This is a genomic window from Sphingosinicella sp., from assembly GCF_052388015.1.
Classification (GTDB): domain Bacteria; phylum Pseudomonadota; class Alphaproteobacteria; order Sphingomonadales; family Sphingomonadaceae; genus Allosphingosinicella.
The window spans coordinates 1-5,130 of record NZ_JBQTIN010000066.1; the positions used below are offsets into that span (position 1 = coordinate 1).

At 66.8% G+C, this 5,130-nt stretch carries 11 protein-coding genes; 9 read left to right on the forward strand and 2 right to left on the reverse strand.

What is annotated here, in order from left to right; all coding sequences use genetic code 11:
- Positions 1–50 precede the first annotated feature (50 nt).
- Positions 51–599 carry a hypothetical protein gene (locus ACT4N3_RS05805; protein ID WP_444854263.1) on the reverse strand — a complete coding sequence of 183 codons (549 nt, stop codon included), beginning with the start codon at positions 597–599 and terminating at the stop codon, positions 51–53.
- 71 nt (positions 600–670) lie between these two features.
- Positions 671–1,723 carry a phage shock protein operon transcriptional activator gene (gene pspF, locus ACT4N3_RS05810; RefSeq protein WP_444854264.1) on the reverse strand — a complete coding sequence of 351 codons (1,053 nt, stop codon included), beginning with the start codon at positions 1,721–1,723 and terminating at the stop codon, positions 671–673.
- Positions 1,724–1,908: 185 nt separating this feature from the next.
- Between pspF and ACT4N3_RS05815 the strand changes: the two genes are divergently transcribed.
- The 9 genes from ACT4N3_RS05815 to ACT4N3_RS05855 all read left to right on the forward strand — a co-directional run.
- Positions 1,909–2,070, forward strand: coding sequence for a hypothetical protein (locus ACT4N3_RS05815; protein ID WP_444854265.1), 162 nt, complete (start codon positions 1,909–1,911; stop codon positions 2,068–2,070).
- 100 nt (positions 2,071–2,170) lie between these two features.
- Complete coding sequence (pspA, locus tag ACT4N3_RS05820; RefSeq protein WP_444854266.1) at positions 2,171–2,869, forward strand: phage shock protein PspA; 699 nt, start codon at positions 2,171–2,173, stop codon at positions 2,867–2,869.
- A gap of 3 nt (positions 2,870–2,872) precedes the next feature.
- The gene (gene pspB, locus ACT4N3_RS05825; RefSeq protein ID WP_444854267.1) at positions 2,873–3,208 is read left to right on the forward strand and encodes an envelope stress response membrane protein PspB; all 336 of its coding nucleotides are present in this window, start codon (positions 2,873–2,875) and stop codon (positions 3,206–3,208) included.
- Positions 3,205–3,585, forward strand: a complete 381-nt coding sequence (gene pspC / locus ACT4N3_RS05830) for an envelope stress response membrane protein PspC (RefSeq protein ID WP_444854268.1) — start codon at positions 3,205–3,207, stop codon at positions 3,583–3,585. The genes pspB and pspC overlap by 4 nt, the downstream gene beginning before the upstream one ends.
- 26 nt (positions 3,586–3,611) lie before the next feature.
- Positions 3,612–3,866 (forward strand): hypothetical protein, encoded by a 255-nt coding sequence (locus ACT4N3_RS05835; protein ID WP_444854269.1) that lies wholly within the window; start codon positions 3,612–3,614, stop codon positions 3,864–3,866.
- 21 nt (positions 3,867–3,887) lie between these two features.
- Positions 3,888–4,169 (forward strand): hypothetical protein, encoded by a 282-nt coding sequence (locus ACT4N3_RS05840; RefSeq protein WP_444854270.1) that lies wholly within the window; start codon positions 3,888–3,890, stop codon positions 4,167–4,169.
- A gap of 14 nt (positions 4,170–4,183) precedes the next feature.
- Entirely contained in the window at positions 4,184–4,495 is a 312-nt protein-coding gene (locus ACT4N3_RS05845; RefSeq protein ID WP_444854271.1) for a hypothetical protein, read from the forward strand.
- Positions 4,496–4,512: 17 nt separating this feature from the next.
- The gene (locus tag ACT4N3_RS05850) at positions 4,513–4,860 is read left to right on the forward strand and encodes a hypothetical protein (RefSeq protein ID WP_444854272.1); all 348 of its coding nucleotides are present in this window, start codon (positions 4,513–4,515) and stop codon (positions 4,858–4,860) included.
- A 19-nt stretch (positions 4,861–4,879) separates the two neighbouring features.
- Positions 4,880–5,130: hypothetical protein (locus tag ACT4N3_RS05855; RefSeq protein WP_444854273.1), on the forward strand; the 251-nt coding region annotated here is incomplete at its 3' end.

Genomic DNA, 5,130 nt, shown 5'->3' on the forward strand with positions numbered 1-5,130 from the left:
TTCGGCAAAAGGCGCGAGAACAAGTTCGATCGGGGCTAGGCCAAAATAGCTTAAGGTTGCCGCCTCGACGCGCGCAGCGGCAAAATGTCCTCCCGCCAGTAGTCGGCAAGGCAGACGCGCGCGACGCGGAAGCCGCCGGCCGGCGCGCGAACGCGTATGCCCGTGGCGTTGACGAACGGCCCGCCCGCTCCACTCAGGCGGAAGGTACGCACCGCGAACGGCTCGCGCCACTCATAGTCCCGACCATTCAGGGCGCCGGTGCCGGTGAAGGCGAGCACCGACAGCCGGCCCGGCTCGCTCGCCTCTCCTGTAACGGTCGCGTAGTGAAGGTCGCCGCCGGCACAGCCTGGCCCGCCCGTCAGAAACGCGAGCAATTCTGTCTCGCCGTCGAGTCCGCCATCGTTCATCTCAAGCCGCTCGCCGCCAATCCGTCGCCGCTCGAAGCGGAAGCATTGCGCCGCGTCCGCCACAGGCGCGACCTCGGCGCAAGCCATCCGCGGCGCGCCCCGCAAGCCCGGATCGTAGATCGGCCCGACGATGCCGCAGCCGGCCAGCGCCATGAGCGCCGGGAGAGCAGTCCACCGCGAAAGGATCGCCATTGCGCACCCCCTGCTTGCTGGCGCGACCATATCAGTCGCGCGCGTGGAAGGGCATCGTGAAAATGCCGGCCTCAGCCCTGCAATTCGTGGCGGCGCATGGCGTGGCGGAGCTGGTCGTAGGTCAAGCTGAGCGCCGTGGCGGCGGCGCGCTGGTTCCAGCGGCAGCGCTCCAGCGCGGCGGTCAGGATCGCTTTCTCATAGTCAGCCACGGCGAGGCGGAAATCGGCGGCGGACGCCGGGTCATGGCCCGCCTGCACCGCAAGCGCGGGGGCAGCCTCGGCCGGCGTCTCGGCCCGGCTTGGCGCGTCGCTCGCCGCCTGTTCCGCTGGCGGCTGAAGCGCGACCAGCGCCCAGGGCGATTCGAACGGGTCGAACTGGATGTCGTCGATCGGCTGGGTCTCGTCGTGCCAGCGATAGACCGCGCGCTCGATCACGTTCCTGAGCTCGCGGACATTGCCCGGCCAGCTATGGTCGAGCAGCCGCGCGGCTCCGCTCTCGCTGAAGCCGGGCCAGCCGGCCCATTCCAGCTCGAGCGCCATGCGGCGGCCGAAGAAATCGGCGAGCACCGGGATGTCGCTCAGCCGGTGCCGGAGCGGCGGCAAAGTGACGACCTCGAAGCTCAGCCGGTCGAGCAGGTCGGCGCGGAAGCGGCCCTCCTCGACGAGTCGCGGCAGATGCTCGTTGGTCGCGGCGACGATCCTGACATCGACAAGGACCGGCTTCGAGGCACCGATCCGCGTCACCTCGCCATATTCGATCGCGCGCAGCAGCCGATCCTGGGCGGGGCTCGACAGCGTCGCCAGCTCGTCGAGGAAAAGCGTGCCATTGTTCGCCTCCTCGAACCGGCCCTGGCGCGTCTTGGTCGCGCCGGTGAAGGCGCCGGCCTCGTGGCCGAACAGCTCGGCCTCGATCAACGTCTCGGGAAGCGCGGCGCAGTTCATCACCACCAGCGGCCCGTCCCAGCGCGAGGACAGGTGATGCAGGCGCTCGGCGATCAGCTCCTTGCCGGTGCCGCGCTCGCCGATCACCAGCACCGGGCGGTCGAGCGGCGCGGCGCGGCTCGCCCGCTCGACCGCATCGAGGAACGAGGTCGATTGGCCGACGAGCTGGGTGTTGCGCTCCATGCGAACAATTGGCGGATAGCGCCACCTCTTGGCAAGAGAGAAAGCGCATCAGCACATCTTAAAAGTGCGATTTTTCGCGGTTTTCTGCTGCTTTTCGCGGCTGGCACGGGGTCTGCTTAACAAAATCTGTCCACGCCGGATGGTCGGCGGGGTGGCGAGAACGCCTAGGAAAAAGGAGACCGAAAATGTTCGATTACGATCGTATCACCCGGGTCGCCGCCTCCGCGGCTGCGGCGCTCATCCTGTCGACTCTTTCGATCGCGGCGGCGGTGGGTCCGGCCCGTTCGGCCGAGACCGCGCCGATCGCCGTTGCGGCGGTCAGCCAGAGCGCCACCCTGCATGGTTGACGCCAGTCCGGTTCGGGTCAAGGTGGAGGCCGCGCAGCTCATCCGGATGAGCCCGCGGCGTCCGGCCCGGCCGTATGCCAAAGCCAAGGAGTTGTTTCCCATGGGGATCTTTTCGCGGACGCGCGACATCATCGCGGCCAACGTCACCGACCTTCTCGACAAGGCGGAAGACCCGGCCAAGCTCATTCGGATGATCATCCTCGAAATGGAGGAGACGTTGGTCGAGGTGCGCTCTTCCGCGGCGCGCACGATCGCCGACCAGAAGGAGATGCGCCGCCAGATCGGCAAGCTCGAGCGGCTGCAGGACGGCTGGGTCGAGAAGGCCGAGCTGGCGCTTTCCAAGGGCCGCGAGGATCTCGCCAAGGCCGCTTTGTACGAAAAGCAGAAGGCGGCCGACATGACCGACCAGCTCAACGCGGAGATCGAGGTGCTCGACGACGCGCTGCGCGCCAACGAGGCGGACATCGCCAAGCTCCAGACCAAGCTGCGCGAGGCGCGCGCCCGCCAGAACGCGATCATGACCCGGCTGGAAAGCGCCCAGAACCGCTCTCGGCTGCGCGAACTCTATTCGGGGCCCAAGACCGACGACGCCTTCTCGCGCTTCGACATGCTGGAGCGGCAGGCCGACCTCGCGGAAGGCCATGCCGACGCGCTCAACCTTGCCGGCCCGCCGCGCACCCTCGATGACGAGATCGCCGAGCTTCGCGCCAGCGACAAGGTCGACGCCGAGCTTGATGCGCTCAAGGCCAATATCGCCCGCCGCACCAACGGCGGCGAAGCCGAGAAAAAGGAGGGCTGAGCCGTGGAGGGACCCGAAATCCTGATCCCGATCCTTGTCGTCGGCATGCTGTTCATCGGCCTGCTGTGGATCATCCTGCATTATGTCAGCAAGTGGAAGACAGCGGCGACTTTGACCACGGAAGACGAACGGCTGCTCGAGGATCTGCACGAGCTGGCCCGGCGGCTGGACGACCGCATGCTGACGGTCGAGCGCATCGTGCAGGCCGACAATCCGAACTGGCGCCAGCTCGGCGGCGATCCGGTCGAGACGATGCTCGAAGACCGTGGCGAGCGCCTGCTCGCCGACCGCAACGACCGCATCGAGCGCACGGAGCGCTCCATCCGGAGGAACGTATGACCTCTCCCCGCACCCGTTTCTATCTCGACAAGCAGAACAAGAAGTGGGCCGGCGTCTGCGCGGGCATCGCCGACTATACGGGCATCGACACGACGCTCGTCCGCCTGGGCTTCGTCGCCTCGCTGTTCGTCATCGGCCCGATGGCGTTCGCGGTCTATTTCATCGCCGCCTGGATGGCGCCGACGAAGCCAGCCGGGCTCTACGAGCACAACCCGGTCGACCAGCGCTTCTGGCAGGGCGTGCGCGCCAACCCGACGCGCACCGCGCGCGACGTCCGTAGCCGCTTCCGCGAGCTCGACCGCCGCCTCGCCGATGTCGAGGCCTATGTCACCAGCTCGAACCACCGGCTCGCCCGGGAGATTGAGGAGCTTCGCTAGCCGCGGTCCGGCCAGGGGGTAAGTACATGAACTTCGCTATCTTCATTCCGATCATCGCGATCTGCTGCACCGCGGCGATCATCCTCGCCTGGATGAGCAACCGCCACGAGCGCGCCAAATGGGAGCTGCTCGGCAAGGACCGCGACCAAGGCGGGCTGGAAGCGGAGAATGAGCGGCTGCGCGCGACGATCGAGCGGCTGGAGAACCGGATGGCGGTGCTGGAACGGATCGCCACCGATCCGGCCGAGCGCACCGCGCGCGAGATTGAGAACCTTCGCTGAGGGAGCGGGACTGTGAGTGGAATGGAATTTGCCTTTGGCATCGTCGTCGTCAGCACGGCCGGCTGGCTGATCAGCAGCTGGATCCGGGCCAGGCACGGCTATCCGGTCGAGAATGAGTGGTCGGGCATGACCAGCAAGAGCGATCCGGTCGCGACGCGCCAGGTCGAGCAGCTGACCAGTGAGAATGCCGGCCTCAGGAATCAGGTCGAACGGCTGGAGGATCGCATCGCGGTGCTGGAACGGATCGCCACCGATCCGGCCGAGCGCACCGCGCGCGAAATCGACTCGCTGCGCAAGTCCTGAGGAGAATCGACAGCATGTTTCCGTTCGAAGCGTTCGTGCCCGTCATCGGGCTGGTCGGTGTCGCGGGCGTCGCGGGCTGGGTGTTCACCACCTGGCTGCGCGTTCGCCACGGCTACCCGCTCGACGGCGCCTGGGGCCAGGCGGTCTATCCGCAAAAGAACGAGGAGACGGTCGAGCGGGTGAAGCTGCTCAGCCAGGAGAACGCCCAGCTGCGCGCCGAGCTGGGCGCGCTCAAGGACCGGATGGCCAATGTCGAGCGGATCGTCACCGACGACACGCACCGGCTGACCGCCGAGATCGAGGCCCTGCGCGGGCCCGCCAATTAGCCTAAAGAAAGCCACCTATGAATCAGACGCCAAGCCTCGCCGAACAGGTCATCGTCCCCAACCTGCCCTGGATCATCGGCGGCGGCATGCTGCTCGGCCTGATCGCGATCATGGCCTGGGTGTTCCTGACCTGGCTCAGGATCAAGCACGGCTATCCGCTCGAAACCTCCTGGGGCAAGGCGATCGAGCCGAGGATGACCACCGAGACGGCGGAGCGGATGAAGCTGCTTTCCGGCGAGAATGCGCAGCTGCGCGCCGAGCTTGGCGCGGTCAAGGACCGGCTCGCCAATGTCGAGCGGATCGTCACCGACGACAGCCACCGGCTGACCCATGAGATCGAGAGCTTGCGCGCTTCGAAGAACTAGGGAGGAAGAATTGCGCTACCTGTTCGTCATCGCCTTTTTCATGATCGTGGTCGGCATTCCGGTGATCGCCGGCACGCTCAACCGAATCCACCGTCGCAATGCCAAGCTGAAGGAGCGCGAGCTCGAGCTGCTCGGCAACCAGACGGCCGAGAAGGCGGCGCAATATGCCGCCCATACCGAACGGCTGGAGCAGCGCGTCCGGGTGCTGGAGCGGATCGTGACCGACAAAGGCATCGTCGTCGCCGACGAGATCGAACGGCTGCGCGACGA

What these genes read in the sequence shown, in the direction of transcription:
- pspF (WP_444854264.1), bottom strand. Translation starts at nt 1,723, where the DNA reads ATGGAGCGCAACACCCAGCTCGTCGGCCAATCGACCTCGTTCCTCGAT.
- ACT4N3_RS05840 (WP_444854270.1), top strand. Translation starts at nt 3,888, where the DNA reads ATGGAATTTGCCTTTGGCATCGTCGTCGTCAGCACGGCCGGCTGGCTG.
- ACT4N3_RS05850 (WP_444854272.1), top strand. Translation starts at nt 4,513, where the DNA reads ATGAATCAGACGCCAAGCCTCGCCGAACAGGTCATCGTCCCCAACCTG.
- ACT4N3_RS05845 (WP_444854271.1), top strand. Translation starts at nt 4,184, where the DNA reads ATGTTTCCGTTCGAAGCGTTCGTGCCCGTCATCGGGCTGGTCGGTGTC.
- ACT4N3_RS05815 (WP_444854265.1), top strand. Translation starts at nt 1,909, where the DNA reads ATGTTCGATTACGATCGTATCACCCGGGTCGCCGCCTCCGCGGCTGCG.
- pspA (WP_444854266.1), top strand. Translation starts at nt 2,171, where the DNA reads ATGGGGATCTTTTCGCGGACGCGCGACATCATCGCGGCCAACGTCACC.
- pspC (WP_444854268.1), top strand. Translation starts at nt 3,205, where the DNA reads ATGACCTCTCCCCGCACCCGTTTCTATCTCGACAAGCAGAACAAGAAG.
- ACT4N3_RS05805 (WP_444854263.1), bottom strand. Translation starts at nt 599, where the DNA reads ATGGCGATCCTTTCGCGGTGGACTGCTCTCCCGGCGCTCATGGCGCTG.
- ACT4N3_RS05835 (WP_444854269.1), top strand. Translation starts at nt 3,612, where the DNA reads ATGAACTTCGCTATCTTCATTCCGATCATCGCGATCTGCTGCACCGCG.